Source organism: Amycolatopsis sp. WAC 01375, from assembly GCF_003947325.1.
Classification (GTDB): Bacteria; Actinomycetota; Actinomycetes; order Mycobacteriales; family Pseudonocardiaceae; genus Amycolatopsis.
Genome location: NZ_QHHW01000043.1, coordinates 72,015 through 98,159, shown reverse-complemented (window position 1 = coordinate 98,159; position 26,145 = coordinate 72,015). Strand labels below are relative to the sequence as shown.

Below are 26,145 nucleotides of genomic sequence, written 5' to 3'. Positions count from 1 at the left end.
GAAGGCAGCGCGTGAAGGCCCCTTCCCAAGTACATGAAGGACCCCATCCTTGCGCCTAGGTACAGGAAGGGGGCCATCATGTACCTGGGGCGGGCACCTAGAGAGAACTCGCCAGAGCGACTCACAACCTCCCGAGGAAACGCTGACCGACCGTCTGACACGACACCGCTCAATAACCGGTCAGGAAAGAACGCCGTCCAGCAGGCGGACCCGCCGGTCCGCGATCCGGTGCACGTCCTCGTCGTGCGTCGCCACGATGACCGCGGCGCCCTCCTCGGCGCATCGCCGCAGCAGCCGAAGCACCCGCGGCGTGCTCCCGGCGTCCAGATGCGCTGTGGGTTCGTCAGTGAGCAGGACCCGCGGCCGCCCGCTGACCGCCCTGGCGAGCGCGACCCGCTGCTGCTGCCCGAACGAGACCTCGAGCGGGTAGCGGTCGCCGAGTTCACCGATCCCGAGTTCCTCCAGCAGTCCCGAAACCCGCGCGTGGATGTCCTTCGCGCTGGGTTTGGGGACGTCGGAGCGGAGCCGCAAGGGCAGCGCCACGTTCTCCGCGATCGTCAGTTCGTTCGCGAGGCCGAGTGCTTGCGGCAGGACGGCGCACGTATGCCACGGCGGCGCGCCCGCTATCGGGATGCCGTCCAGCAGGACACTGCCGGAATCAGGCGAGTCGAAGCCGCACAGCAGCGCCAGCAGCGCGCTCTTGCCGGAACCGGACCGGCCGGAGACGGTGACCAGTTCGCCCGCGGCCACGCGCAGTTCGAGCCCGCGCAGGACTTCGACGTCGCCGCTGGGGTGGGGGAACCGGCGGCGTAACCCGACGGCCTCGAGGGCGGGTTCCGCCGTCACGGCACGACCTCCCGTTCTTCGACTTTTTCCAGTCTGCCCTTGTGCATCCGGGCGACCCGGCTGCCGAGTTCGATGAGCCGGTCGTCGTGCGAGGCGACGATGACGGCGAAATCCTGGCCCGCCAGGTACTTCAGGGTGTCGAGCACCCGGTCGGCGGACCCTTCGTCCAACTGGGACGTCGGCTCGTCGGCGAGGACGACGGTGGAGCGGCGAGCCAGGGTGCAGCCGAACGCGAGCCGCTGCTGCTGCCCGCCCGACAGTGCCGAGATCCGCCAGCTGCCGGTCCCGCCGAGACCGAGCTGATCGAGGATGTCGTCGGGCAGGCATTCGGTCCCCGCCGACTCCGCCGCCGCGCGGAGATTGTCGGCGACGCTCAGGTACGCGAGCAGGTTGTCGGTCGGGTTCTGGAACACCAGGCCGAGGTGGTTTCGCCGTAGCGCTCGCCGGTCGCGATGCCGAAGCTTGCCGGTTTCGGTGCCCTGGAAGGAGATCGTGCCCCGCACGGGCTGCTCGAACAGGCCGAGCGTCCGCAGCAGGGTGGACTTGCCGGAGCCGGACGGCCCCGCCAGCACGGTGATCCCGCGCGCGGGGATGTCGATGGTGACGTCGTCGACACCGGTGACGGTGCCCGCCGGGGTCTGGTAGTCGACGCCGATCCCGCGCAGCCGGAAGATGGGTTTCTCAGGCACGGATCAACTCCGCGGTCCGGGCGGTGCGCACCGAGCGCATCGCGATCCAGCCCGCCAGCGCCACGACGAGCACACCGACGGCGAGAACGGTCAAAGCGAGCGGGGTCGGGTCCGGCAGCGCCGACTGCGGCGGGAGAAAGGTCGCCGGATCGAAGCGTGGCACCGAAAGCCCCGCGACCGACACACCGCAGACGACACCGATGACCACGGCGAGCCCGCTGAGCGCGCCCAGTTCCATCAGATGACTCGCCATCAGGGCACGCGGCCGCATCCCCATCCGCAGCACCAGCGCCCCGGCCAGCGCGTTCTGGCGTCGGCGGACTTCGACCGCGACCAGCAGCGACAGCACCGCCACCACCCCGAGCACGGCGCCGAGCAGGGCCATGAACGAGAACGTCCAGGACACGACGTAGAACGGGAGCGCGTCGAGTGCGGACTCACGGGTGACGCGGTTGACCGCCGTCGCCACCCCCACGGAGCTCAGCGCCTCGGTCACCTGGGTCATCGACGAGCTGGACAGCACGCTCCACTTGGGCACGCCGCGCAGCTGTGCGGCGCCGAGCGAATCCCGGGAGATCACGTACCCGGCCTTGGTGCCGATGATCGGGAACATCGGCAGTTCGCCGATCTCCCTGGCGTCCCCGAGGCCGGCGGGCAGCGCGGTCTTCCGGGCGGCGTCGCTGCCGATCCTGATCGCCGGGACACCGGCGCCGGCGCTGGACAGGCCGCTCAGCAACCGGTCGACCTCGGCGCCGTCGAGCGGGCCGAGCGTGGCGGCGCGCCGGAACGTCCGCGGGTCCACGACCAGCACGACATTGCCGGTGCCGGTCAGTTCGCCGACGATCGTGGTGCTGTCGGCGACCGAGGCAGGCAGCCGGACCTGTCCGGTGCCGACGACGCTTTCGGTGTCGACCCTCGTCTCCGCCCCGACGAAAATGGCCGACTTCGTTTGCAGCGCCTCTTCCTGGCCGCGGGCGATACCGATCCCGGTCGCCAGTGTCCCGATCGCCAGCGTGCCGATCACGAGCACGCCGGTAACCGGCGCGCGGGCGCTGGCGAGCCGTCGGATGGCCAGTTGCAGCGCCGGCCGGGACCACAGCCGCGCGCGATGCGACGCGTGCAAGGCGAGCCAGGCCAGCCGTGCGGCGACGAGCCCGACGGTGAGCACGACGAACACCGGGTACGTGAGCGCCAGCGGGTCGACCTGGGGGAGCGGGTTGCCGATCCGGGATCCCTTGCTGTAGTCGACCAGCCGGTTCCAGCCGAGCAGGGCGACCCCGGCGGTGAGCAGTTCCCACGGGAAGAACGCCAGGAACTTCACCCGCCGGCGACCTCCCGAGCGGACGCGGCCGAGTTCGAACTCCCGATGGGTGCGGAGCGCGATCACCCCGGCGAGCAGCGCGAGCGAAACGAGCAGAATCGCGGCCGCGACGAGCGACCCCCACACCATCGCCCCGTCGTCCAGTTCACCTGGTGGTCCGTACACCCCGAGCAACAGCCGTGCGAGGACCCCGCCCGCGGCTCCACCGGCGACGATGGGGAGCCCGAGTTCGGCGACCGCGAGCAGGCCCAACGCACCCGGGCCGCTGCCCCGGGCGGACAGCAACCTCAGCTGCGGGTGCCGCCGCTGGTACCACTGCAACGCGACGGTGCCGATCCCCGCGCAGCCGACCAGGATGCTGATGGCCGCCAGCGGCAGGATCGAGATCAGGACATTCGATTCGGCCTGGTTGCTGATCTCCACCGAACGCTCGAACGGCAGCGAGCCGACGATCGCGTCACCGAGGCCTCGGGCACCCAGATCCGCCTTGACCGCGGCAATGAGGGCCTTCGAACGTTCCTGCAGGTCTTCGGCCTCGCTCACGGTCTTGGGAGGAGCCTCGTAGAACGACAGGTGCAGCGTCTTGATCACCGGGATGCCCAGTGCGCGGACCGTGTCGTCGAAGGTCTTCCCGTCGGTGGCGAACATGACCGAGTCGAGCGGGTCGTTGGCGAGCCTGCTGACGACGGCGTTCCGCTGCTGCGAGCACCACCAGCGCGGCGCCGGGTCGGCGAGGTCGCGGTACAACCCGGTCACCGGGGGCAACGGGGTGCCGCGGACGCTCGGCGTGGTCCCGGTTTTGATCCCTTCGGCCCCGGCCACGACGGTGCCGAGCCAGAATCCGGCGCCCGCCGACCCGTCCGTCAGGTCGAGATGGCCGGGAAGAGCCTGATCCCGGTGGGCGAGAACGACCTTGTAGTTCGGGTCGCCGTTGAACTCGGTGCCGGTGAGGTACGGCGTGTACCGGGAGGTGACCGGCGCGGCGAAACCGTGCGCCGGAGCGTTGCGGCGGACCGAGTCGACGACCTGCGGAGCGACCGCGGCGGGGACGGTGTCCTTGCTGAAGACGGGACCGTAGTAGTCCGGGCACGCGATGCCGGACTGGTACGTCACCGCGGCACCGCCCGCGGCCGAAGCCTGCAGGATGGCGGCGGTGCCGAGGAAACAGGCGAGTAAGGCGGTCACCGCGGCGATGATCAAAGTCAGAGGACTGGTCAGTGCCGCCCTCGGAGCCGCTCGCCACGGCATTGTCACCCTGGGCCCGCCGGGAGCCCCCCACCTCACCCGCATGGCTACGCACGCTACCGGTCGGGGGGCTTTGGCGACAGAAAGAAATCACCGTTTGTTGCTGACGTGAAGTAAGGCCTGGTCCATTGTGGTGATACGGGTGCGCGCCTACTGACTGTCCGTCACCAACTGATCGATCGGTGTCCGCTCACCCACCGCGTTCTCCGCCGAGAATGCGGTTTCTCCGAGCGCCGCCATCACGACGCCGGTGATCCTGTCGACGTCGCCACGTTCCCCCTTCGGCAGGGGAGCGCCCACCGATCGCCGCGAAGCCGCCGCGGCACCCAGCAGCCGCGCGGCCGCGCGATACGAGCCGGCTGCTGCCTCCGCCCCGGCCAGACCTTCCAGACCGAGGGCGATCGCACGGGGATCCTCGCTGTGACGGGCGATCACGAGGCCGTCCAGCTGGAGCCGCTTCGCCTTCGCCGTGTCTCCGCGTTGCTCGGCGATGAACCCGAGCTCGGCGAGGATGAGCGTGCTGCCCGCTTCGGACTCCACGCGGCGATGCCAGTCCAGTACGGACAGCAGGCGCTGTTCGGCCTCCTCGAACAGCCCCTGACGTCGCTCGCCGAGTGCGAGCCCTGTCTCGGCATAGACCTCGCCGGGTTTGAAACTGTGTTCGACGGCCAACGTCCTGGCCCGCTCATGGAACTCCTTCGCCCCTTCGAAGTCGCCCGTGAGCAGTGCCGTCCGGCCCAGCCATGACAGGTTGTAGGCGACCTCCGGCCACAGCTCGAGTTCCTCCGCGCGGCGAAGGCTTTCCCGATGGACACGGGCGGCGTGGTCGTAATTCCCGGCTATCGACGCCAGCACACCGACGACGAACGACGCTTGAAGCCAGCCCCAGCGTTCGCCGAGCCCATCGAAGACCCCAGCGCTCTGAGCGGCGATCCGGCCGGCGCCGGTGAGGTCCCCACCGGCGATCAGATGGGTTGCCCTGTCGCTCAGCGCGGCCGCGGCGCTCCAGTCTTCGCCGATGTCGCGGGCGGTTTCCAGCGCGCCGAGGGTGAGCTTCTCCGCCCGGCACAGGTCGCCGATCGTGGACCACGCGTAGCCGAGGAACCACAGCGTCCGTGCCCGCGCGACAGAATCGGCGATGCCCCACACGGTGTCCTCCGCCGCGCCCTCGGTGCAGGTGCCGTCGAGGACGGCGATGCCGGTGCACCAGCCGAGAGCCTGCGCGTACTCGTCGCCGGTGTCGATCTTCGTGTCGAGTACCAGGTTCAGCGAGCGACGGGCCTCGCTGAGCCGTCCACGGAGGAACCAGAACCAGGTCGTCGCGTTCACGAGCCGCAACGCGAGCCGGTGTTCTCCCAGCCTCAGCAGCGTTTCCAGCGCACGCCGGGTGTTGGCGCCCTCGGCGTCCAGCCTGTCGAGCCAGCGCCGCTGCTCCTTCCCACGCAGCCCCGTGTCACCGCGTTCGGCCAGTTCGACGTGGAAACGGGCATGCCGTAAGGACAGTTCGTCGAGTTCGCCCGCCCGTTCGGCGTGTTCCAAGGCGTACGCCGAAACGGACTCCAGCAGCCGGAACCGCGGTTCGCCGGATCTGCCCGGCCTGCTGACCACGAGCGACCTGTCGACGAGCCGGGACACCAGGTCCATGACGTCGGCGGCGGCGATTCCGCCGCCCGAGCAAACCGACTCGGCCGCGTCGAGCCCGCAGCCTTCGGCGTGGACGGCGAGCCTGCGCAGCACGATCTGCTCGGGCTCGCTCAGCAGGCTCCAGCTCCAGTCGATCATCGCGCGGAGCGTCTGCTGGCGGCGCGGCCCGCCCCGCCTGCCCGAGGACAGCAGGCCGAACCGGTCGTCGAGGCGGGCGAGGAGTTCGTGCACACCGAGCGTCCGGACCCGGGTGGCGGCGAGTTCGAGCGCCAGCGGGATGCCGTCGAGCGTGCGGCAGATGCGGGTGACGACGGCCGCGTTCTCGGCGTCCAGCGTGAACCCCGGAGCGGCCGCCGCGGCACGGGCGGTGAACAGCCGGACGGCGCTCGATTCCCGCACGGCGGCGAAATCCGCCTGCTCGGGCAGTTCGAGCGGCGGCACCGCCCAGACGTTCTCGCCGGGCAATCCGAGCGGTTCCTGGCTGGTGGCGAGCACACGCAGCCGCGGCGCCGCCGCGAGCAGCCGTTCCACCAGCGCCGCGACCGGTTCGACGACCTGTTCGCAGTTGTCGAGGACTAGCAGGATTTCCTTGTCTCGCAAGGCATCGGCCAGCGACTGCGTAACCGACTTCGCCGACGTGGCCTCCTCGCGGAGGTCCAGCACGGCCGCCAGGACGACGGCGACGAGGTCTTCGGGCGGGCACGTCGGGCACTCGACGTTGTCCAGGCCCGCGAGCTCGACGAGCCAGGTGCCGTCGGCCATCGCGTGCTTCGAGGCGGCCTCGATGGCGAGCCTGGTCTTTCCCACGCCACCGGGACCGGTGAGGGTGACCAGCCGCGTGTCGGTGACGAGCGCGCCGACCTCCTTGACCGCCGTGGTGCGGCCGATCAGTTCGGTGAGTGACTCCGGCAGGTTCCCGCGCACCGGCTCGGCGGCGCGGACGGGTTCGAGGTCCGGACTGCGGGTGAGGATCGCCTGGTGGAGGGCCGCGAGGTCCGGTCCCGGTTCGAGACCGGACTCGTCACGCAGACGAGCCCGGAGCTCGGCGTAGGACTCCAGCGCTTCGCTGTGCCGCCCGGCGGCGTACAAGGTGCGCATCAGCAGGCCGCGGAGCCGCTCGCGCAACGGATGCCGCGACACCAGGGCCGCCAGTTCCCCGGTCAGGAGGCCGTGTTCGCCGAGCGTGAGCCGGGCTTCGGCTCTGTCCTCTTCGGCGAGCAGCCTTTCCTCCTCCAGCCGCTGTGCCGCGGCCACGGCGAAGAGTTCGTCCTCGAATCCGGCATACGCGTGGCCTCGCCACAAGGCCAGCGCGTCCGCCAGCAGCGCGGCACGCGCGCGCGGATCGACGGTGTCACGCGCGCGGGCGGTGAGCGCGCGGAACCGGTGGACGTCCAGGTCACCGGCCTCGACGGCAAGGACGTACCCGGTCGGTTGATGCGTCACGATCTCCCTGGCACCCGGCTCGGCCCGATCCAGCGTGCGGCGCAGCTGGGAGACCTTGGTCTGCAGTGTGTTGCCCGGATTGCCCGGCGGATGCTCGCCCCACAGATCGTCCGTCAACGACGACACCGACGCCGCCCTGCCCTCCCGGCTGAGCAGCGCGGCGAGCAGGAGGCGGACCTTGGCCTCGGGCACGACGACGGGCTCGCCCGCGGTCGTCCACGCGGCGAGCGGTCCCAGTACTCCGAAACGCACGAAACCGACGTTAGCGCGGACCACCGACAAGACCGTGCGTGGACCCGCAGCGTTCCGTGCGCGGGCGGCGTCACGGTGGTCCCATGAGCGAACACGGCAAGACCCCGGTGACGGTACTGGGGCTGGGCGCGATGGGAACCGCGCTCGTAGAGGCACTACTGGCCGCGGGACATCCGGTCACCGCGTGGAACCGGACCACGAGCCGCGCCGAGGCGGTGGCGGCGAAGGGAGCTTCGGTCGCTTCGACCATCTCGGAGGCTCTCGCGGCGAACAACATCGTGATCGCCTGCCTGCTCGACTACGACTCGGTGCACGAGGTCCTGGACCCGGTCGCGGCCGAGCTCGCGGGACGGCAGCTGATCAACCTGACCAACGGCACCCCCGGCCAGGCACGCGAAATGGCCGCCTGGGCCGAAGACCTGGGCGCGGAGTACCTGGACGGCGGGATCATGGCGGTCCCGCCGATGATCGGCACTCCCGCGGCGTTCATCTTCTACAGCGGATCGGGCACCGTCTTCGGCCATGCTCGCACCGCGCTCGACACCTTCGGCGGCGTCAACTACCTCGGCGCCGACCCCGGGCTGGCACCACTGCACGACATCGCGCTGCTCAGCGGGATGTACGGGTACTTCATCGGCGTCATCCAGGCGTACGCGCTCGTCGGCTCGGCGGGGGTCAAGGCGCGTGAATTCGCGCCGCTGCTCCGCGGCTGGATCGACGCGATGAGCGGCTTCCTGGAGCGCGCGGCCGAACAGATCGACGACGGCGACTACCTGACCGACGTCGTGTCGAACATCGGGATGCAGGCCGCCGCCTACCCCAACCTGGCGCAGGCGGCGGAGGACCAGGGCATCAGCGCCGAGTTGCTCACGCCGCTCCAGCCGCTGATGGACAAACGAGTCGCCGACGGACACGGCACCGAAGACCTCATCGGCGTCATCGAACTCCTCAAGAAGTAAGGAAAACACAATGATCACACTGATCGGGCTCGGCCCGATGGGACAGGCCATGGTCCGCGTACTCCTGGAGAACGGCCACGGAGTGACCGTCTGGAACCGCACCGCCGCCCGTGCGGACGACCTCGTCGCCGCGGGTGCCGTGCGAGCCGGGACACCGGCGGAAGCGGTGGCGGCGTCGGAACTGGTGCTGCTGAGTCTCACCGACTACGCGGCGATGTACGACATCCTCGGCAAGGCCGAAGACGCCTTGGCGGGCAAGGTGATCGTCAACCTCAGCTCGGACACCCCGGAGAAGACCCGCGAAGCAGCCGACTGGGTCAAGGCCCGCGGCGGGCAGTTCCTCGCGGGTGGCGTCATGGTGCCGGCCCCGCTGGTGGGCAAGGAGGAGGCGTACGTCTTCTACAGCGGTCCCACCGACGTGTTCGAGAAGTACCGGGAGATCCTGGCGCTGATCGGGCGGCCGGACTTCCTCGGCGAAGACGTCCGGCTGGCGCAGCTGTTCTACCAGGCGCAGCTGGACATCTTCCTGAACGCGCTTTCGGTGTTCCTGCACGCGACCGCGCTCATCCGCTCGGCCGGGGTGCCGATCGCGAAGTTCCTCCCGTACGCCAAGGAGAACTTCGCGATGATGGGCTTCTACCTGGAAGCCGCCGCGGAGCAGGTCGAGAAGGGCGAGCACCCTGGCGACGAAGCCAACGTGACGATGATGGGCGCGTCCGCCGACCACATCGTGCAGGCCAGCCGGGACGCCGGGATCGACGTCGTCCTGCCGGAGGCGATCAAGTCGCACTACGACCGGGCGATCGCCGCGGGACACGGGCGCAGCTCGTGGACCAGCCTTTACGAGATCATCAAGGAAGGGCGCGAGTAGTCGCCTGACTCACGGCGCGCATCGCCGGTCCGTGAAGGCCTCCTTGAGGGACTCTGGGTCCCTCAAGGAGGCCTTCACGGAACGACCCGTTCGACACCGTTGGCCTGCGCCACGCCCAGTACGTCCAGGAACGCTTTCGCGGCCGGAGTGACCGTGGAGCGGTTCCAGACGAGGTGCTCGATCCGCGCGGGCGCGTCCCGCACCGGCACGGTGACGACGTCGGTCAGGCTCGGCACGTACTTCGACGGCAGCAGCGCCACACCCAGTCCCTGATGGATGAGCCGCGCCATGAAATCGGCGGCCGTCACCTCGAAGGCCACCTCCCGCGTGATCCCCGCCGCGGCGAAGGCCTGATCCGTCTGGGCCCGTCCCGCCGATCCGGCGGGGAAATCGACGAAGACCTCGGTCGAAAGCCGCTTCAGGTCCACTTCGGACTCGACGGCGAGAGGATGCCCCGGCGCCACCACGGCGATGAGGTCGTCGCGGCCCAGTTCGCAGGTGGCCACGCCTTGGGGCCGGTCGGACACCGGGAGGCCGAGGAACGCGACCTCGATCGCCCCGTCCCTGATCTGCTCCACCAGCTTTTCGCTCGCCCCGACCCGCAGTCCGATCCGGACGTGGGGATACCGGCCGCGGAAGGTGTGCAGCGCCGCCGGGACGTCGACCGCCGCGACGGTCGGGATGACGCCGACGGTGAGTCGTCCGCGGATCTCGCCGACGGCCGCGGCGACCTCCGAACCGGCCCGTTCGGCGGCCTCGAGACATTGCCGGGCAGCGGGCAGGAAAGCTTCGCCCGCTGCGGTCAGCCGCACTCGGCGGCTCGTGCGCTCGAACAGCCGCGCGCCGAGTTCACGCTCCAGCCGCGCGATCTGGTGACTCAGCGCCGACTGCACGACCAGACAGCGTTCCGCGGCGCGCGTGAAGCTGTTCGTCTCCGCCACCGCCAGGACGTAGCGCATCTGCTGAAGCTCCATGGATCCATCTTGAATCACGATGGATCAAGTGACAAACATGTGTTGGACTCATTGATCGTCGGCGTCGAAGCTGAGAAGCGTGAAAACGCTGACGACCACACCCCTCGCCGCCGGTCTCGCCGGTACCGCGCTGACCGCCTTCGCTCCCATGGTCTGGGGAACGACCTACGTGGTCACCACCGAACTCCTCCCGCCAGGACATCCGCTGTTCGCCGGACTCATGCGCGCCCTGCCCGCGGGACTGATCGCGCTCGCCATCACCCGCACCCTCCCGCGCGGCACATGGTGGCTGAAGGCCGCGGCGCTCGGCGGCCTCAACATCGGGATGTTCTTCCCGCTGCTGTTCGTCGCCGCCGAACGGCTGCCCGGCGGGGTCGCCGCCACCCTCGGCGCCGCCCAGCCGCTCCTCGTCGCGATCCTCGCCGTGGCGGTGCTGCGGCAGAGCCCGTCCGCGTGGCGGTTCGCCTGGGGGATCGTCGGAATCGTCGGTGTCGGCCTGGTCGTGATCGGCCCCGCCGCGGGTTTCGACCTCGTCGGGGTCATCGCCGGACTCGGTGGCGCCGGCACCATGGCGCTCGGCGTCACCCTCACCAAACGATGGGGACGTCCGGCCGACGTCGGGCCGACCGCGTTCGCCTCGTGGCAGCTCACCGCGGGCGGGTTGTTCCTGCTGCCGGTGACCTTCCTGTTCGAAGGCGCCCCGCCCGCCATCGACCTGGACGCGGCTCTCGGTTACCTCTGGCTCGGCCTGATCGGCGGCCTGCTCGCCTACGTCCTGTGGTTCCGCGGCATCACGTCCCTGCCGGTCACGTCGGTCGCGGTCCTCGGCCTGCTCTCGCCGATGGTCGCCGCGGTGCTCGGCGCCGTGCTGCTCGGTCAGTCGCTCGGCCCGGTCCAGCTTGCCGGTTTCGCCCTCGCCCTTGCCTCGATCGTGGCCGGCCAGATCACCCCGAAGACCAAGATGGAAGGCATCGTCCGATGAAGATCGCCGTTGTCGGAGCGTCGGGAATGGCAGGCTCCCGGATCGTCACCGAGGCCGTTTCGCGCGGACACCACGTCACAGCCGTCTTTCGCCGCACTGCACCGGAATCCCCGCATCCGGACGTCGACGTCGTACGCGGCGACGTCACCGACGTCAGCCACATGAGCGCGGTTTTCGGGGGAGTCGACGCCGTCGTGGGCGCGACGAGACCCGCGCCCGGCACGGAAGACGCCGTCGCCGCCACGGTCACGGCCCTGCTCGACGCCGCGGCGGGCAGGCGTGTCCTGGTCGTCGGCGGCGCCGGACCGTTGCGGTCGCCGTCCGGCGGGCTGGTGATCGACGATCCGGCGTTCGTGCCGCCGGCGTGGCGGACCATCGCCTCGGCCAGTCTGAGTCAGCTCCAGGCCTGCGAGGCCCACACGGGCGATTGGGTGTACCTCAGTCCGCCCGCGATGCTGGAGCCCGGTGTCCGGACCGGGGCCTATCGGCGGGGCACGACGACCATCGTCACCGCGGAGGACGGTTCGTCCGGGATCTCGGCGGAGGACCTCGCCGTCGCCGTCGTGGACGAACTCGAGAATCCGGGCCAGGACCGGCATTTCACCGTCGGCTACTGAGGTTGTTGAGGGGTAAGGCACCCGACCGGAGAGCGCGCGACCCATAAGCCACATTTGCCTTGCCCCTGGTTAGAGCCGCCACTTCAGCTCGGGCGGGTCTCCGGGCGATGGCGTCTCCGGGCTCCGTTCGGCCTCGATCTGGATCTCGATGTTGGTCTTGTGCGAGATCGGGTCCCAGATCTCCTCGATCGGCGCCAACAGCGACTGGCTGACGCCCGCCCGTCGGGCACGCGCCGCGTACCAAGCGAATCCGGCCAGGAAGAGGGGAAGGCTGAGAAACGCGGCCACGGGTGCCAGGAACTCCATGCACCGGACGATACAGTAACATCGTGTATCCAGAAACGTTCTGTTACTGAATTGGCGGGCGATGACCAGGCTGACGCGGGCCGAACAGCAGCGGCGCACCCACGAACACTTGCTGGAGGCCGGTCGGGAGGTCTTCCTGCGGCGCGGCTTCCTGGCGGCGACGGTCGAGGAGATCGCGGCCGACGCCGGGTACACCCGCGGTGCCGTCTACAAGCACTTCGGCGGCAAGGAAGGGCTGTGGCTGGCGATCATCGAAGCCGGCGCGGAAAGTCACCTCGCGGAGTTGCGGAGGACCCTTGCCCTCGCCACCGGCCGGGACGACGTGATCGCGGCACTGGCTCCGGTCGACGTGGTGGACAAGGATGCCGCCAAATGGAGCGCGGCGGCCGCGGAAGTGCTCGCCGCGACGGCACAGCAGCCCGAAACCGCCGCCCTTGTCGCCGCCATCCAGCAGCGCCACGACGATGAGGTCGTCGCCCTGCTCGCCGAACACGCGAAACGGCTCCGCCTCGAACCCGCCCTGCCACTCCATGAGGCCGTCGTGATGCTGGGCGCCCTGGGCATCGGGCTCGCCCTGCGTCAGGCGGTCGCGCCCGCGGCCGACCCCGCCGCCATCCTCACCCACGTGCTGGACTCGGTGTTCTCTCCCGAGGCGACGTGAGAAACTCCAGCGCGTGATCGATTCCTTCACCACCGCCGACCTCGTCGACGAACACGGCGACCGGCTGCGCGTCTGCGACACCCAGTTCCGCCAGTTCGGCGGGCACCGGACGTTCTCGGGCCCGATCCGGACGGTCTCCTGCCACGAGGACAACGGCCTGGTCAAGAAACTGCTGGCCACCCCCGGTGACGGCGGTGTCCTGGTGGTCGACGGCGGCGGCTCGCTGCACAGCGCGCTGACCGGCGACATGATCGCGAAGTCCGCCGTGGACAACGGCTGGGCGGGCGTGGTCGTCAACGGCGCGGTCCGTGACAGCGCCGAGCTCGCCGGGCTTCCGCTCGGAGTGAAGGCGCTCGGCACCAACCCGCGCAAAAGTTCCAAGGCGGGCGTCGGCGCTGTCGACGTCCCGGTCGGTTTCGGGGGAGTGACCTTCACTCCCGGCGACACGCTCTACGCCGATGACGACGGCGTCGTGGTCCTTCCCGCGACCACCGCCTGAACCGGCTCAGACGACGATGACCCGGCGGCCGCGGGTGTGCCCGGCGTGGCTGTCGACGTGGGCCGCCGCGGCATCGGCCAGTGAGTAGGACTTCTCGACCGGGATGTGCAGTTTGCCCCGTGAGATGAGGTCGACGGCTTCGGCCAGCGCGTCCGGCACGCTCCCGGCCACTCCGGAGAACCGGACGCCGAGCTGGGGCGCACTGAGATCGGCGATGGTGAGCACCTTGTCCGGATCGCCCGTCAGCTCGACCAGTTCGGCGATGACGCCCGACCCGGCCAGGTCGAGAGCCGCGTCGACCCGGCCGAGCCGCCGCACTCGCTCCACCCAGCCCTCCCCGTAGGTCGTGGCGACCGCGCCCAGGCCGCGCAGATAGTCCTGGTTCGCGGCGCCTGCCGTGCCGATCACCGCTATGCCGCGCTCGCGGGCGAGCTGCAGCACCGCCGAACCGACCCCGCCGGACGCACCGCTGACCAGCAGTGTCTCGCCGGGTCGCACGCCCACTTCGCGGATGAGGCGCAGTGCGGTCTCGACCACGGAGGGGTATCCGGCGGCCTCCTCGAACGTGAGTCCCCCGGGCATCACGGCCCACGCCGTCAGCACGGCGAACTCGGCGTAGGTGTTCGAACCCTCGCCGAATACCGAGTCCCCGATTTTGACATCGACCACACCCTCGCCGACCTCGTCCACCACGCCGGCGGCGTCCAGGCCCACGCCGGACGGCAGCACGGTCGGATGGGCACCGAGGACCTGCCCCTCACGCACACGCCAATCGACAGGGTTCACTCCCGCCGCCCGCACGGCGATACGCAGCTGGCCGGGACCGGCGTGCGGATCCTCGGCCTCGACGACCTGCAGAACTTCCGGACCACCGAACTCGGTAAAGATCACTTTCTTCATGCGACCGACCGTAGCACTAACGGTTAGGTGTTTGAAACCGTTAGTGTTTTGGATCTGATAGCGTCACCGCATGACCGTGCCGACCGGACGTCGTGAGCGCAAGAAGGCCGCGACCCGCCAGAAGATCGCCGACACCGCTCTCCGGCTCTTCTTGGAACGTGGATACGACGCGGTGGGCATCCGCGAGGTGGCCGCGGAGGCGGACGTCGCCGTCACCACGCTGTTCTCCCACTTCGCCTCGAAAGAGGCCCTGGTGTTCGAACAGGACGCGGACTTCGAGCAAGGTCTCACGCGGGCGGTCACCGCACGGGCCCCGCACGAGCCCCTCGTCCCCGCGTTGCGCCGCGAGATCCACGCGATGGTGCGGCATTGCACGGCGGACGGCGCCGCTCCGATCCGGCGCATGATCGACGAATCGCCGGCGTTGCGGGAGTACGAGGACTCGATGCGGCTGCGCCACGCCGAATCGCTGGCGGCGGCCATCGCTGCAGATCCGGCCCTGGCCCGGTCGACGACGGCCTGTCGCACGATCGCGCGGTTCGTGATCGACGCCTATTCGATCGGCAGGGAGGCGGCCGATCCCGAGGCCGCGGTCGACGAGATCTTCCGGATGATCGAAGCGGCCTGGGAAACCGTCAGCCCTTCGGCATGACGCAAAGTTCCCTTGGCTGTCCCGACTTGAAGTCGTAGACGACGGGGTTGCCGTACTCGTAACCCGGCACGGACGCGCAGTCCGAACCGGATCCGGACGAAAGCTGTGCCATCACCGAGTAGTTGGCCGCGCTGTCCGAACAGTGGACCCGGACGGCGCTGGCGCTGAACGCACCGTTGCTCCCGGCGTCCTCGTCGGCCGAGATGCAGTCTCCGGCCTGCGCGGAGAACGGGTCGGGATCGACCTCGGGCGCGCTGCCCCCGGCGGCGCTGTCACCGGGGGTGCTGCCGCCGGTGGTGATCGCGACGGTCACCGCGATCGCCCCGCCGGTGACGACGAGCGCCGCGGCCGCGATCCCGGCGATCAGTCCGGTCTTCGGGCCCTTCTTGGGCGGCGCGACGGGGTACTGCTGCCAGATGGGTGGCTGTTGCTGAGGGTAGGTCACGTCACCATGATCGACCGCGTCGATGAAATTCCGATGACACGGCTCATTTGCGGGCGACGAGCCGTTCCACCAGCCCGAGTTTGAACCGTTCCCGGCGCTCCACGGCCAGGCCGAGGCCGCCGATCTTGTCGAGCGGGCGCCGGAGGAAGTGTTCGCCCGCCATCGGCACGGTGACCCGTTCGGCGAGCCACTGCAGACCGCGCACGGCACGCGACGAACTCGCGATGTGGTCGAGCAGGATGAGCCTGCCACCCGGCCGCAGGACCCTGGCCATTTCCCGCAACGCCTTGCCGTCGTCCGGGATGGCGCACAGCCCGAGCGTGCAGACCACGGTGTCGAACGAATCGGCGTCGAAGGGCAGGTCGTGCGCGTCGGCCCGCCGCAGCGTCACCGGATGGTCGAGGCGTTCGGCGCGGCCGCGGGCGATGGCGAGCATGCCGTCACTGAGGTCGATGCCGGTGAGCGTGACGCCTTCGGGGTAGAGCGGCAGGTTCAGGCCGGTCCCGACGGCGACTTCGAGGACGTCGCCGGTGGCCTGGCCGCAGGCCCACGCGCGGGAATCGCCGAAGAGCTTGCGGTCCAGGAACTGCATCTCCCGGTCGTAGTTCTGGGATTTGCCGTCCCAGTAACGGTTCCATCGTGCGGGCCGGGTCATGACGGTCCTTTCAGCAGCAGTGCTCGCCGCGCCAGGCCTCGCGGCCTTCCTTGATCGCGACCGCGGCGATGACGAGCGCGACCAGCGGATCGGCCCAGTACCAGCCGAAGAGGCTGTTGAGCAGCAACCCGACGAGCAGCACACCGGAAAGATAGGTGCAGAGCAAGGTCTGCTTCGAGTCGGCGACGGCGCTCGCGGAGCCGAGTTCGCGCCCGGCGCGACGCTGGGCGTAGGACAGGAAAGGCATCACGAGCAGCGAGACCGCCGCCAGCACGATGCCGACGGGGGAGTGCTCGGCGTGGTCGGCACCGAACAGGGTGCGTACCGATTCGACGGCGACGTACGCGGCCAGCGCGAAGAACGACACCGCGATGACCTTGAGCGCGGTGCGTTCGCGGGCTTCGGGGTCCTTGCCGGAGAACTGCCACGCGACGGCCGTGGCGGACGCGACTTCGATGATCGAGTCCAGGCCGAAGCCGATCAGGGCGGTCGAGGAGGCGATGGTTCCCGCGGAGATGGCGACGACCGCCTCGATGACGTTGTAGGTGATCGTCGCGGCGACCAGGAGCCGGACCCGGCGCGACAGCACCACACGACGATCCGGGTCCACTGTGGACTTCGTGGCGCAGCAGCCGTCCGCGCAGGAACTCATCGGAGCACCTGAAGGGCGGCGTCGTCCACACAGGGCTCGGCGGTGTCGACGGCGAGTACGACCTGGACCAGTTCCCGCAGTGCGCGGGCCAGATGCGCGTCCGCCAGCGAGTAGCGGACCTGCCTGCCCTCATAGGTGGCCACGACCAGTCCGCAGCCACGCAGGCAGGCCAGGTGGTTCGACACGTTCGAGCGGCTCAAGCCGAGCTCGTCGGCCAACCTGCCGGGATAACTCACTCCGTCGAGCAGGGCGACCAGGATCCGGCAGCGGTTCGGGTCGGCCAGGGCACGGCCGAGCCGGGCGAGCGCTGCGCCCTGGGTCTCACATGTCAGCACAGGCAAGACAGTACAGTCACCGCTGACATGTCGGCAAGGGGGCTGAACCGTGACACGACGGAGTGTCCGAACGCGACCCTCTGTTTTGTCGCTGTCGGTCAAGTTGTCGCCGAACACGGGCGCGGAGGCGACCCGAAAGAGTTCCGCGCGTCCACTCCAACGGCCGCATTGCGGGTACACCCGGGAGTTCCGGCGCGGCTTCGCATAACACCTATGAACAATCGGTGGACCGATTGCGTGGCGGCTTTAAAGTGTCGAGTAACGTCGGCAAAAGTGTTACTGCGCAATGGGAAAAGCGGCATTCGGGTGGCGTTGGCGCATTACCTGAAAGTGCGCTTGTGCGGGAAAAACACCTTGCTATGTTGATCCTGCGGGGCCGCACTTCGGGGTACGACCGGCACGCCGCGACTTGTGGTTCTTGTTTGTTCGCACGACTATCGAAGGGTGGACCTTGCTGTGACCGTCACCGAATCGGGCACTGCCGCCGAAGGTGTCCAGGGGCCGGAAAATCCGCAGCTGAGCTTGGGCCGGGCCGCCGCGCGCAACCTGGCGACCACGACCAAATCCGTTCCGCAGATGCAGGGAATTTCGTCCCGCTGGCTGCTGAAAATGCTCGAATGGGTTCAGGTGAACGGCGGCGCCTACCGGGTCAACCGGCGGCTCAATTACGCGGTCGGCGACGGGCGGGTGACCTTCTCGAAGGCCGGCGCCGAGGTGAGGGTGATCCCGGCGGAACTGGGAGAACTGAAGCCGCTCAAGGGATACGACGACGAAGAAGTACTCGCCGAACTCGCCCGCCGCTTCGAACAGCAGGAGGTGGCGGCAGGCGACGTACTCGTCGAATTCGGCCACCGGGCCGATCGGGTCTTCCTGATCGCGCACGGCAAGATCACCAAGACCGGCCCCGGCCCGTACGGTGACGAGACCGCGCTCGGCGTGGTCAAGGACGGCGACTACTTCGGCGCGCAGGCCCTCGTCGCCGACGACGGCATCTGGGAGTTCACCGCCAAAGCGGCCACCGCCTGCACGGTGCTCACCTTGGCCCGCCAGGACTTCGAGCGCGTACTGGAACAGTCCGAATCGCTGCAGGCCCAGATCGAGCAGGCGACGCAGGACTCCGGGCGTGCCAACGACTTCGGCGAGGCCGAGATCGACATCTCGTCCGGACACGACGGCGAGCCGCTGCTGCCTGGCACCTTCGTCGACTACGAGACCTCGCCGCGCGAATACGAACTGAGCGTCGCCCAGACCGTGCTCCGGGTCCACAGCCGCGTCTCCGACCTCTACAACCAGCCGATGGACCAGACCGAGCAGCAGTTGCGGCTGACCATCGAGGCGCTGCGCGAGCGCCAAGAGTACGAAATGATCAACAACTCGGACTTCGGCCTGCTCCACAACGCCGACTTCACCCAGCGCATCGCGACACGCACCGGTCCGCCCACTCCGGACGACTTCGACGACCTGCTCGCCTTGGTGTGGAAGGAACCCGGCTTCTTCCTCGCGCATCCGCGCACGATCGCCGCGTTCAGCCGCGAGTGCAGCAAACGCGGCATCTACCCGACCGGCGCCGATCTCGGCGGGCACAAGGTGCCGTCGTGGCGCGGGGTCCCGATCCTGCCGTGCAACAAGATCCCGGTGAGCCAGACCAGCACGAGTTCCGTGTTGTTGATGCGCACCGGCGAGAAGAGCCAGGGCGTGGTCGGCCTGCGTCAGATCGGCCTGCCGGACGAATACGAGCCCGGGCTGAACGTCCGGTTCATGGGCATCTCGGAGCAGGCGATCATCTCCTACCTGGTCAGCACCTACTACTCCGCCGCCGTGCTCGTACCGGACGCGCTCGCCGTCCTCGAAGCCGCCGAACTCGGCCGCGAAGGATGACCGCCATGACGCCGGAGGCCGACCGGCGGCTCAGTCTCGGCCCCGCCGCCGCGCGGAACCTGGCGACGACCACCAAGACGCGGCCGCAGATGCAGAGCATCACGCCGCGGTGGCTGCTGAAGATGCTGCCTTGGGTCGAGGCGAACGGCGGCACGTACCGGGTCAACCGGCGGCTGACCTACGCCATCGGTGACGGGCGGGTGACCTTCACCAACGTCGGCACCGAGGTGCGGGTCGTCCCGCAGGAACTCGCGGAATTGGCGCTGCTGCGCGGTTTCGACGACGAGGACACCCTCACCGCGCTCGCCGACCGGTTCGTGCAGCACGAGTACCGGCCCGGCGAGACCATCGTCAGCCACGGTTCGCCGCTCGACGAGGTCGTGCTGGTCGCGCACGGCAAGGTCGCCAAGGTGGCGCCCGGTGAGTACGGCACCGAAGCCACCATCGGGAGCATGGCCGATGGCGACCACTTCGGTGACGAAATGCTCGCCGGCATCGACCGGAACTGGCCGTTCACCGTCAAGGCCGTCACCCCGGTCATCGTGCTGACCCTGCGCGCCGATGACTTCGCCGACCTCAACGGCCGGTCCGAGGCGATGCGCCGCCACGTGCAGGACATGCTGGCGCACAAGGGAAAGCCACAGAACGCCAAGGGCGAGGCCGAGATCGGGATGTCGTCAGGGCACGACGGCGAGCCGCTGCTGCCGGGCACCTTCGCCGACTACGAGATCTCGCCACGCGAGTACGACCTGGCCGTCGCGCAGACGGCGCTGCGGGTGCACACGCGGGTGACCGATCTCTACAACGGGCCGATGGACCAGTTCGACGAGCAACTCCGGCTGGCCGTGTCGGCGCTGCGGGAGCGGCAGGAACACGACCTGATCAACAACCGCGAGTTCGGGCTGCTGCACAACGCCGATCTCAAATCGCGGTTCCAGACCCGGTCGGGCCCGCCGACGCCGGACGACATGGACGAACTCGTCAGCCGTCGCCGCAAGACGAAGTTCTTCCTCGCCCATCCGCGCGCGATCGCCGCGTTCGGCAGGGAATGCACGCGCCGCAGCCTGTATCCGGAAGGCACCACGGTCGACGGCAAGGTGGTCAACGCGTGGCGCGGGGTGCCGATCCTGCCCTGCGACAAGATCCCGATCACCGAAAGCGGCACGTCCTCGATCCTCGCCATGCGGACCGGCGTGGAGGACAACGGCGTGATCGGGCTGCACCAGACCGGCCTTCCCGACGAATACGAGCCGGGTCTGAACGTGCGCTTCGAGGGCATCAACGAACAGGCCGTCGCCAACTACCTGGTCAGCACCTACTACTCCGCCGCCGTGCTCGTGCCCGACGCGCTCGGCGTTCTGGAAAACGTCGAGGTCGCGCGTTGACGCCCCGGCCGGCCACGACGACGAACAACAATGCTTCAGAAAGGACCACACACGTGACCATCGCCCGTACCCCCGCTCCCGCAAAGGTGCTGCGCACCGAATACCAGAAGTCGGTGGCGTCGTACTGGAACAAGGAGAAGGACCCGGTCAACCTGCGTCTTGGCGATGTGGACGGGCTCTATCACCACCATTACGGGATCGGCGAGGTCGACTGGTCGGTGCTGGAAGGCCCCGAGAACACCCGTGACGAGCGGATCATCGCCGAAATGCACCGACTGGAGACCGCGCAGGCGGACGTCCTGCTCGATCACCTCGGCGACGTCAAACCGGACGACCGGCTCCTCGACGCCGGCTGCGGGCGCGGCGGGTCCAGCATCATGGCCAACGCGCGGTTCGGCTGCCACGTCGACGGGATCTCGATCTCGGAGAAGCAGGTCGAGTTCGCCAATCACCAGGCGGACATCAGGGGCGTCGCCGACCGGGTGCGCTACCACTTCCGGAACATGCTCGACACCGGCTTCGAAACCGGTTCGCGCAAGGCGATCTGGAACAACGAAAGCACCATGTACGTGGACCTCCACGAGCTCTTCGCCGAGCACGCGCGACAGCTGGAGTTCGGCGGGCGCTACGTCACCATCACCGGCTGCTACAACGACGTGACCGGTGGCCGGTCCAAGGCCGTCGCGCAGATCGACCAGCACTACACCTGCAACATCCATCCGCGCAGCCAGTACTTCAAGGCCATGACGGCCAACGACCTGGTGCCGATCTCGGTGGTGGACCTGACGCCGGACACGATCCCGTACTGGGAACTGCGGGCGAAGTCCTCGGTGGCGACCGGGATCGAGGGCCCGTTCCTGGACGCCTATCGCGAAGGCAGTTTCCACTACCTGCTGATCGCCGCGGACCGCGTCTGATCCCGCGAGACCATCGGAGTAAGCGATGACCGAACAGGGTGCGCTCGCCACACTACTGGCCGGTCCGAGCGGACTGGGCACGTCAGCCGCTCGGCTGGTGGCCCGATTGACCGCTGTTCCCCAGGCGGTGGAGGAAACTCCGCCGCCGGGGGAACCCGCTCTCGACCCGGCGTACGCGTACCGGCCGTGGGGCGACGGGTCCGCGCCGCCGTTGTACTGCCCCGTCACCGAACGCATCAACGATCCGCTAGCCGAGGAGGTCGACCGACGGCTGATCCTGTGGGCGGGGGAGTGTGGGTTCGGCGAGGAGGAATGCGAGCAGATCGGGAAGGCGGGTTTCGGCAGGCTCGTCATGCTCGCCCACCCGGACTGCGAGGATCCCGACAAACTGCTGATCTCCGCGCGGCTCAACGCCGCCTGGTGGGCGGCCGACGACCTCTACGCCGATGACACCTCGCTCGGTGCGGTGCCGGCGGAGCTGCCGCCGAAGCTCGCGCTCGCGATGGCCGCCATGGACCCGGTGCCGTCACTGGGCGAATTCAGCCGCGACCTCGACGAAACGCTGCGAAACGACCGGGTTCTGGTGGCCCTCAACTCGGGGACGGACTTCCTGCGGCAAGCCGGGACCGCCGCGCAGGTCCAACGGGTCTGCTATTCGACCTTCGCGATGTTCGTGAGCTGGAGTGCCTACGCGGCATGGCGCCACAGCGGGAAATCCCCGCCCGCCTGGGAGTACCTCGCGGCCCGGCAGCACGACAGCTTCTACACGTCGATGACGTTGATCGACGTCCTCGGCGGCTACGAACTGACGTCGAACCTCTACTACGACCCGCGGGTCCGTGAGGCGGCGATCCAAGCGGGCACGGCGTCCGTGCTGGTCAACGACGTGCACTCGGTCGCCAAGGACCTGGAGGATGAGTCGCCGCCCTGCAACGCGGTCCTGCTGATCGCCGACGACCGGAAATGCTCGATCGAAGAGGCCACGGCGATCACCGTCGAACTGCACAACGACGTCGTCCGGGACTTCCAGGCGGCGCACGAGAAGCTGAGCGCTGTGCCTTCCCTTGAACTGCAACGGTTCCTACGCGGGTTACGGGGATGGATGGGCGGCGGTTTCGAATGGCACTCGACGAGCCCGCGGTACCGGACGAAGCCCGCGGGGTAACGAGGGTTTGACCGGCTCGTACCAGTGTTCTTGCCCTCTTGAGTACATGAAGGACCCCTTCCTTGCGCCTGTCGCAGTGAAGGGGTCCTTCATGTACCTCGGCACGGTGTGAAGGTCGGGTTTCCTCGGCTGAGCCGAGGGAAGGGCCCTTCGATGGCTTCGAGGTGGGCAGGAGGCCTTCGTATCGTGGCTCTGGACCGACTACGGGTGCCAGCCGCGCCCTTGAGTGTCCACAAGGGACATTTTCGAGTGGTGAAATGTCTGGTTGATGCCTATATGAACGGTTTCGCGTGGGGGTCGTGAGTGGCAATGACGGTTAGAACCCTCATTGCCACTCACGACCCCCACGCGAAGTACCCAAATGGACACCGTTGCCTGGTTGGCGTCCTTTATGGACGGTCAAGAGCGCTTCAGGCTCCTTGGCGACCCCATTCACGCCACCTTTGCCCTACCCCTCAATAGGACACCCTTGGCCAGAACCGTCCTTACCACTCACGAGATTCCTGCTAAACGACGCCCGCCTCGATCAACTGCTGCCAGATGACGCCCTGGTCCACGACCTCGACTTCGAGCTTTTCGGCCTTCGTCAGCTTGCTCGCCCCGACGTCGGCGCCGGTGATGAGCAGGTCCGTGTTCGCCGAGACCGACGACGCGATGCTCGCGCCCGCCTTTTCGCATAACCGCTGGAAGGTGGGGCGCGGCACCTTCTCTCCGGAACGGGGGTCGCTGATCGATCCGGTGACCACGACCGTCTTGCCTGCCAGCGGCGCGCCGGCCGCGACGACCGGCGGAAGGTCCTCTTCGCGCACGTCCAGTGAGACGTCGGCCTCCCGCAGCCGCTCGAGTTCCGGGCGCAGTCGGGTGAGGTGCTCGATCAGGGACGCGGCGACCTTCGGGCCGATGTCCTCCACGGCGACGAGGCCCTCTTCGCCCGCGTCGGCGACGTCTTCCAGCGAACCGAATCCCGCGCGGCACAGGCGCGCGGCGGTGCCTTCGGAGGCCATCGGGATCGCCAGCCCGATCAGCGCCCGGCGCAGACCGACGGCGCGGCTCTTGTCGATGGACTCGATCATGCGGGTCGCGGAGATCTCGCCGATGCGGTCGAACTCCAGCAGTGTTTCCTTGGTGAGCCGGTAGAAGTCCGACGGGTGTTCGAGAATCCCGGCCTCGGCGAGCCGCTCGATCCAGACCCCGCCGATCGCGTCGATGTCCGCGGCGGCACGCGACGCCCAGTGGATCAGCCGCCGGACGGTCTGTGCGGGGCAGGCGACGTTGGTGCAGAACAGCTCGCGACTGTTGCCCTGTTCGGTCAGCGGTTCTTCGCACGAGGGGCACACCGACGGCGGCACGATCTCCAGCTCCTCGCCCGTGCGCTTGGTGGCGTCGAGGACACCCGCCACGAACGGGATCACGTCGCCGGCGCGGCGCACCAGCACGGTGTCGCCGATCTTGATGCCGCGGGCGCGGATGACCTCCTGGTTGGCCAGTGTCGCCCGGGTGACGGTGGTCCCGCCGACGAACACCGGCTCCAGCCACGCGACGGGAGCGATCTTGCCGGTCTTGCCGACATCCCAGACCACGTCGGCGAGCACCGTGGTCTTCTCCTCCGCGGCGAATTTGAACGCGAGTGCGCCGCGCGGTGAGCTGGACCGGGTTCCGGCGGCCGCGTAGGCGTCGCGATCGGCCAGGCGCAGCACGGCACCGTCGAGGTCGTAATCGAGGTCGTTGCGCTGCTGCTCGATGGTCGTGATGACGGCCTGCGCCGCATCGGCGTCTTCGCAGTGCCGCATGTCGGCGGCGGCGAACCCGAGCGTCCTCAGCGCGCCGTCGAGATCGGTTTCGGCGCTGTCGGGTTCGGTGGAGAGGTCGAAGGCGAAGAACTGGAGGCGCCGCTCGGCGACGGTGGCCGGGTCCTTGGCACGCAGCGTTCCGGCGGCGGCGTTCCGCGGGTTGATCAGCGGTTTGTCCGGGTGGACCTTATTGTAGGCGGCGAAAGTGGAACGCAGCATGACGGCCTCGCCGCGGACCTCGACCCGGCCTGGTGCGTCGACCTTGTCCGGGACGCCGTCGGTAAGCGCCCGCACCAGCATGGTCACGTCGTCACCGGTGGTCCCGTCGCCGCGGGTGACGGCCCTGGCGAGCCGCCCGTTCTCGTAGACCAGGGCCAGCGACAGGCCGTCGAGTTTGGGCATGACGACCACCGACTGCCCCGGGAAGCGGGTGAAGAACGCCGCGACCTGCTCAGGCTTGGTCGCCTTCTCCAGCGACAACATCGGGCGCGAGTGCCGGATGGGCGCGTGCAGGATGGCGGGCGCGCCGACCTGGTCGAGCGGGTTCGGATCCGGGGTCAGCTCGGGGTTGGCCTCGATGAGGCCGCGCAATTCGTCTTCGATCGCGTCGTAGTCGGCGTCGGACACCTTCGGCGAGCCCCGGTAGTAGGCGTCGCGAAGGACGACGATCTGATCGGCGAGTTCTTGGATGCGGTCCCGAGCGTTCACCGGGCAGAGATTACCCGCGACCACCGACAGAACACCGTCCGAAGAGGACTCGTGTCACGGATTGACGGCGAGGACCAGGAACGAGGCCAGCAGGACCAGGTGCACCCCGCCCTGCAGCCGGGTCGCGCGGCCGGGGACGACGGTGAGCACGCTGACCGCGATCGTCAGCGCCAGCAGCACGATATGTGTGGCGCCGAGGCCCAGCATCAACGGCCCGTCCAGCCAGATCGACGCCAGCGCGATGGTCGGGATGGTGAGCCCGATGCTCGCGATCGCCGAACCGTAGGCGAGGTTGAGGCTGGTCTGCATCCGGTCGCGTCGGGCGGCCCGGGACGCGGCCAGGGTCTCCGGCAGCAGGACCAGCATGGCGATCACGACGCCGACGAACGACTGCGGGAAGCCCGCCGCCCTGACCCCCGCTTCGATCGCCGGTGATTCGACCTTCGCCAGTCCGACGACGGCGACCAGCGCCACCAGCAGCAACCCGAGGCTGGTCAGCGCCGCCTTGTCGGTCGGCGGTTCCGCGTGTTCCTCCTCCTTGACAGAACCCTCGCTGTCGACCGGTAGGAAGAAGTCACGGTGACGCACCGTCTGGGTGAGCACGAAAAGGCCGTAGAGCAGCAGTGAGGCGACAGCGGCGAAGGTCAGCTGCGTGCCGTTGAAGGCAGGGCCGGGGGTGCTGGTGGTGAACGTCGGCAGGACGAGGCTGACGGTGGCGAGCGTCGCCACGGTGGCGAGCGCACCGCCGCTGCCCTCCGGGTTGAAATGCGTCTCGCCGGTGCGGCGAGCGCCGACCATGAGCGAAATGCCGGCGATGCCGTTCATCGTGATCATGACCGCGGCGAACACGGTGTCACGGGCCAGTGTGCCTGCCTCGGGGCCGCCGGAGGACATCATCGTCACGATCAGCGCGACTTCGATGACCGTGACCGCGATCGCCAGCACCAGCGAGCCGAAGGGTTCGCCGACGCGATGCGCGACCACTTCGGCGTGGTGGACCGCGGCCAGCACGGTCCCGCCGAGCGCCAGCGCGACGACGACCACCGGCACGGGGCCCAGTTCGCGGCCCCAGCTCAGCACCAGGACGACGATGGCGAGGACCGGCATGACGGTGGTCCAGGACACGGGGAATCGTCTGCGCGAAGCGGCCATGTCGTCACCATCGCACACTCAGCGTGACATCGCCGCTCCATGGGGGGAGCGGGTGACGAAGTTCCTAGTGGGCGGCATCGTCTGTGAAAAGCCTGTTCAGGGAACCGTGCGCCACATTCACGCCTAACTCACGCCTCATTCACGCTCTGGTCCGGCACGACGCTGCCCGGGATCGTTGATCGGGTGAACCGCCACCGATCCA

Annotated in this window: 24 protein-coding genes; 11 read left to right on the top strand and 13 right to left on the bottom strand. The window is 68.8% G+C overall.

What is annotated here, in order from left to right:
• Nucleotides 1-180: 180 nt before the first annotated feature.
• The 4 genes from DL991_RS29735 to DL991_RS29720 form a co-directional block, all read right to left on the bottom strand.
• Nucleotides 181-846, bottom strand: a complete 666-nt coding sequence (locus DL991_RS29735) for an ABC transporter ATP-binding protein (protein ID WP_125787668.1) — start codon at nt 844-846, stop codon at nt 181-183.
• A complete protein-coding gene (locus tag DL991_RS29730; RefSeq protein ID WP_125787667.1) occupies nt 843-1,535 on the bottom strand; it encodes an ABC transporter ATP-binding protein in 693 nt (230 codons plus the stop codon). The genes DL991_RS29735 and DL991_RS29730 overlap by 4 nt, the downstream gene beginning before the upstream one ends.
• Entirely contained in the window at nt 1,528-4,104 is a 2,577-nt protein-coding gene (locus tag DL991_RS29725; RefSeq protein ID WP_125787666.1) for an FtsX-like permease family protein, read from the bottom strand. The genes DL991_RS29730 and DL991_RS29725 overlap by 8 nt, the downstream gene beginning before the upstream one ends.
• Nucleotides 4,105-4,251: 147 nt before the next feature.
• The gene (locus tag DL991_RS29720; RefSeq protein ID WP_125787665.1) at nt 4,252-7,440 is read right to left on the bottom strand and encodes a BTAD domain-containing putative transcriptional regulator; all 3,189 of its coding nucleotides are present in this window, start codon (nt 7,438-7,440) and stop codon (nt 4,252-4,254) included.
• Between the two features lie 83 nt (nt 7,441-7,523).
• Between DL991_RS29720 and DL991_RS29715 the strand changes: the two genes are divergently transcribed.
• Both DL991_RS29715 and DL991_RS29710 read left to right on the top strand, forming a co-directional pair.
• Nucleotides 7,524-8,399, top strand: a complete 876-nt coding sequence (locus DL991_RS29715) for an NAD(P)-dependent oxidoreductase (protein ID WP_125787664.1) — start codon at nt 7,524-7,526, stop codon at nt 8,397-8,399.
• A gap of 10 nt (nt 8,400-8,409) precedes the next feature.
• Nucleotides 8,410-9,270 carry an NAD(P)-dependent oxidoreductase gene (locus DL991_RS29710; RefSeq protein WP_125787663.1) on the top strand — a complete coding sequence of 287 codons (861 nt, stop codon included), beginning with the start codon at nt 8,410-8,412 and terminating at the stop codon, nt 9,268-9,270.
• 74 nt (nt 9,271-9,344) lie between these two features.
• Here DL991_RS29710 and DL991_RS29705 read toward each other — a convergent pair whose 3' ends face one another.
• The gene (locus DL991_RS29705; protein WP_125787662.1) at nt 9,345-10,244 is read right to left on the bottom strand and encodes a LysR family transcriptional regulator; all 900 of its coding nucleotides are present in this window, start codon (nt 10,242-10,244) and stop codon (nt 9,345-9,347) included.
• Between the two features lie 79 nt (nt 10,245-10,323).
• Here DL991_RS29705 and DL991_RS29700 point away from each other — a divergent pair, with 79 nt between their 5' ends.
• Nucleotides 10,324-11,226, top strand: coding sequence for an EamA family transporter (locus DL991_RS29700; RefSeq protein ID WP_125787661.1), 903 nt, complete (start codon nt 10,324-10,326; stop codon nt 11,224-11,226).
• Nucleotides 11,223-11,843 carry an NAD(P)-dependent oxidoreductase gene (locus tag DL991_RS29695; protein WP_125787660.1) on the top strand — a complete coding sequence of 207 codons (621 nt, stop codon included), beginning with the start codon at nt 11,223-11,225 and terminating at the stop codon, nt 11,841-11,843. The genes DL991_RS29700 and DL991_RS29695 overlap by 4 nt, the downstream gene beginning before the upstream one ends.
• A 69-nt stretch (nt 11,844-11,912) precedes the next feature.
• On the opposite strand, the gene DL991_RS29690 is transcribed toward DL991_RS29695, so the two are convergent.
• Nucleotides 11,913-12,149 carry a hypothetical protein gene (locus tag DL991_RS29690; RefSeq protein WP_034318480.1) on the bottom strand — a complete coding sequence of 79 codons (237 nt, stop codon included), beginning with the start codon at nt 12,147-12,149 and terminating at the stop codon, nt 11,913-11,915.
• A 61-nt stretch (nt 12,150-12,210) separates the two neighbouring features.
• On the opposite strand from DL991_RS29690, the gene DL991_RS29685 reads away from it, so the two are divergent.
• Both DL991_RS29685 and rraA read left to right on the top strand, forming a co-directional pair.
• On the top strand, nt 12,211-12,810 hold the full coding sequence (locus DL991_RS29685) for a TetR/AcrR family transcriptional regulator (RefSeq protein WP_125787659.1): 600 nt from the start codon (nt 12,211-12,213) through the stop codon (nt 12,808-12,810).
• Between the two features lie 13 nt (nt 12,811-12,823).
• Nucleotides 12,824-13,309, top strand: a complete 486-nt coding sequence (gene rraA, locus DL991_RS29680) for a ribonuclease E activity regulator RraA (RefSeq protein WP_125787658.1) — start codon at nt 12,824-12,826, stop codon at nt 13,307-13,309.
• Between the two features lie 6 nt (nt 13,310-13,315).
• Here rraA and DL991_RS29675 read toward each other — a convergent pair whose 3' ends face one another.
• Nucleotides 13,316-14,209, bottom strand: coding sequence for an NADP-dependent oxidoreductase (locus DL991_RS29675; protein ID WP_125787657.1), 894 nt, complete (start codon nt 14,207-14,209; stop codon nt 13,316-13,318).
• Between the two features lie 70 nt (nt 14,210-14,279).
• Here DL991_RS29675 and DL991_RS29670 point away from each other — a divergent pair, with 70 nt between their 5' ends.
• Nucleotides 14,280-14,861, top strand: a complete 582-nt coding sequence (locus tag DL991_RS29670) for a TetR/AcrR family transcriptional regulator (protein ID WP_125787656.1) — start codon at nt 14,280-14,282, stop codon at nt 14,859-14,861.
• Here the strand turns inward: DL991_RS29670 and DL991_RS29665 are convergent.
• From DL991_RS29665 to DL991_RS29650, 4 genes are read right to left on the bottom strand one after another with little or no spacing between them, the layout of a single operon-like run.
• Nucleotides 14,845-15,306 (bottom strand): hypothetical protein, encoded by a 462-nt coding sequence (locus tag DL991_RS29665; RefSeq protein ID WP_125787655.1) that lies wholly within the window; start codon nt 15,304-15,306, stop codon nt 14,845-14,847. The genes DL991_RS29670 and DL991_RS29665 overlap by 17 nt on opposite strands.
• 43 nt (nt 15,307-15,349) lie before the next feature.
• Entirely contained in the window at nt 15,350-15,961 is a 612-nt protein-coding gene (locus tag DL991_RS29660; protein ID WP_125787654.1) for a class I SAM-dependent methyltransferase, read from the bottom strand.
• 10 nt (nt 15,962-15,971) lie between these two features.
• A complete protein-coding gene (locus tag DL991_RS29655) occupies nt 15,972-16,613 on the bottom strand; it encodes a cation transporter (RefSeq protein ID WP_125787653.1) in 642 nt (213 codons plus the stop codon).
• Nucleotides 16,610-16,948, bottom strand: coding sequence for a helix-turn-helix transcriptional regulator (locus DL991_RS29650; RefSeq protein WP_125787652.1), 339 nt, complete (start codon nt 16,946-16,948; stop codon nt 16,610-16,612). The genes DL991_RS29655 and DL991_RS29650 overlap by 4 nt, the downstream gene beginning before the upstream one ends.
• Nucleotides 16,949-17,404: 456 nt before the next feature.
• Here DL991_RS29650 and DL991_RS29645 point away from each other — a divergent pair, with 456 nt between their 5' ends.
• From DL991_RS29645 to DL991_RS29630, 4 genes are read left to right on the top strand one after another with little or no spacing between them, the layout of a single operon-like run.
• Nucleotides 17,405-18,826: a family 2B encapsulin nanocompartment shell protein gene (locus DL991_RS29645; RefSeq protein WP_125787651.1), complete on the top strand. Its 1,422-nt coding sequence runs from the start codon at nt 17,405-17,407 to the stop codon at nt 18,824-18,826.
• Entirely contained in the window at nt 18,823-20,211 is a 1,389-nt protein-coding gene (locus DL991_RS29640; RefSeq protein ID WP_125787650.1) for a family 2B encapsulin nanocompartment shell protein, read from the top strand. The genes DL991_RS29645 and DL991_RS29640 overlap by 4 nt, the downstream gene beginning before the upstream one ends.
• A gap of 53 nt (nt 20,212-20,264) precedes the next feature.
• On the top strand, nt 20,265-21,128 hold the full coding sequence (locus tag DL991_RS29635; protein WP_125787649.1) for a geranyl diphosphate 2-C-methyltransferase: 864 nt from the start codon (nt 20,265-20,267) through the stop codon (nt 21,126-21,128).
• Nucleotides 21,129-21,153: 25 nt separating this feature from the next.
• Nucleotides 21,154-22,293 carry a family 2 encapsulin nanocompartment cargo protein terpene cyclase gene (locus tag DL991_RS29630; protein ID WP_125787648.1) on the top strand — a complete coding sequence of 380 codons (1,140 nt, stop codon included), beginning with the start codon at nt 21,154-21,156 and terminating at the stop codon, nt 22,291-22,293.
• Nucleotides 22,294-22,799: 506 nt separating this feature from the next.
• On the opposite strand, the gene ligA is transcribed toward DL991_RS29630, so the two are convergent.
• Together ligA and DL991_RS29620 are read right to left on the bottom strand one after the other, a co-directional pair.
• On the bottom strand, nt 22,800-24,791 hold the full coding sequence (ligA, locus tag DL991_RS29625) for an NAD-dependent DNA ligase LigA (protein ID WP_125787647.1): 1,992 nt from the start codon (nt 24,789-24,791) through the stop codon (nt 22,800-22,802).
• Between the two features lie 54 nt (nt 24,792-24,845).
• Nucleotides 24,846-25,943: a calcium:proton antiporter gene (locus DL991_RS29620; protein WP_125787646.1), complete on the bottom strand. Its 1,098-nt coding sequence runs from the start codon at nt 25,941-25,943 to the stop codon at nt 24,846-24,848.
• Between the last annotated feature and the right edge of the window lie 202 nt (nt 25,944-26,145).